General features: G+C 55.5%; 1 protein-coding gene and 2 pseudogenes. 1 reads left to right on the forward strand and 2 read right to left on the reverse strand.

The genetic code is table 11. The features are described from left to right. Positions 1 to 115 (forward strand): annotated as a pseudogene (locus ROA7023_RS24280) (IS5/IS1182 family transposase); the annotation flags it as partial. A gap of 747 nt (positions 116 to 862) precedes the next feature. Here the strand turns inward: ROA7023_RS24280 and ROA7023_RS24660 are convergent. Together ROA7023_RS24660 and ROA7023_RS24290 are read right to left on the reverse strand one after the other, a co-directional pair. Then, entirely contained in the window at positions 863 to 1,030 is a 168-nt protein-coding gene (locus ROA7023_RS24660; RefSeq protein ID WP_159458656.1) for a hypothetical protein, read from the reverse strand. 373 nt (positions 1,031 to 1,403) lie between these two features. Further along, positions 1,404 to 1,520: pseudogene (locus ROA7023_RS24290) on the reverse strand (IS5/IS1182 family transposase); the annotation flags it as partial.

Genomic DNA, 1,520 nt, shown 5'->3' on the forward strand with positions numbered 1-1,520 from the left:
GATCATGTTCGGACGCTTGAAAGACTGGAGGCGCGTCGCCACGCGCTATGACAGAAGTCCCAAGGTCTTCCTCTCGGCCATTGCTCTCGCCGCAACCGTGATCTTTTGGCTATGAGTCCTGAGCCTAGTAGTTCCAGAGACATTACAGCCCGAATGACCTCACTCCGTGAATTGCTGGCAAGATCTCCGCTGTCTTGCTTGGAGAGCCAAACAGCGTCGTCAATCAGAGCAAGATAACGCGACAAGACACCAGCGCGTGCTTCGTCGGTGATTTGCGGGTCGCCATAATCGAGGTCAGCGTAAGGGGAATCCCAGAGCTTTCCGTCAAAGCAGAGGTCCGGTCGTTTCTCGACGGCAATTCGAACAATTTCGAGTGGCCCAGAAAGAAGGAAACTACCATTCACCGTGGCCTCGGAAGGCTTGATTTTTTTTGCTGCCAACGCGCGCATAACCGCAGTCTGCTCATCCACGCCCAAGTCGTTGTAAAGAGAAGTGCGTTCCTCCTCGGGACAAACCGAAACAAGACACCGAGCTACGTCAACTAGTACCGACGTCGCACTGTTGGGCAATGCCTTTAGGTCAAGAGCCGTCTCTTCCCCGTAGGCGTCCCGAAAATCCGCGAACAACCGAGCGAAGTCGGGCTCTTGGCTAGAGTTACGAGTCTGGTCCGCAGTCATGTAAGCGAGATGCGCTAGGAGCGCGTCCCTCGGTGTCATTGTGATTGATTCAAAGGTTTTGTGTGCAGGATTGAAAAGAAAATGATGGGTCTTGGTCGTCACGTCACCCATAATCATGGCCCACGGCGCATCTCCCGCCAAATCGGGGTCCTTGGCGTCGACCTCATATGCAATGACGTTCCATTTCATGCTGGTACCGCCATGTTGATACCGTCGACTAAGGAGCGGCGCTTCGCGACGCTCCGGTGCCGCGGGTTTCTCTGGCTCGGGAGGCTTTGCCAGATCTGGATCAGGCGCATCGCCGCCGGATGTTGCGCCGCCAAGGAGGCCTGGCGGAAGTTGTCCGTCGCCACCAGATGACGGTTCCTTGCCCCCAGTTGCTCGACCGCCGGCGCCGTAGAGCAACTCACGGTCAGCGGCCTCAACGAGTTCCCACCATTTACTGTCGTCCTGATAGTCAGGATTGCCATCATGGAAGGCGTTTACCATTTCGACGGCGCGAGCGTTGTCCTTGACGATCAAAATTCGTCCGTAAGCGCCTGCAGTCTTGGAATGAGGACTCGTCCGTCGGAAAGCTTTAAAAAGTCGAAAGAGCGGTGACTCATTTGGGCCATACCCAAGGTCTTTAGCTTTTTTCCGGTCGAAGCGGCCCTTCTCCTCGGATGACTCTATACATTTCATCCCATGTCGGGTCAGCGCGATCAAAACGATCCTTAGGCTCAGGACTCATAGCCAAAAGATCACGGTTGCGGCGAGAGCAATGGCCGAGAGGAAGACCTTGGGACTTCGGTCATAGCGCGTGGCGACGCGCCTCCAGTCTTTCAAGCGTCCGAACATGATCTC

Source organism: Roseisalinus antarcticus (assembly GCF_900172355.1).
In the GTDB taxonomy this organism is placed as follows: Bacteria; Pseudomonadota; Alphaproteobacteria; order Rhodobacterales; family Rhodobacteraceae; genus Oceanicola; species Oceanicola antarcticus_A.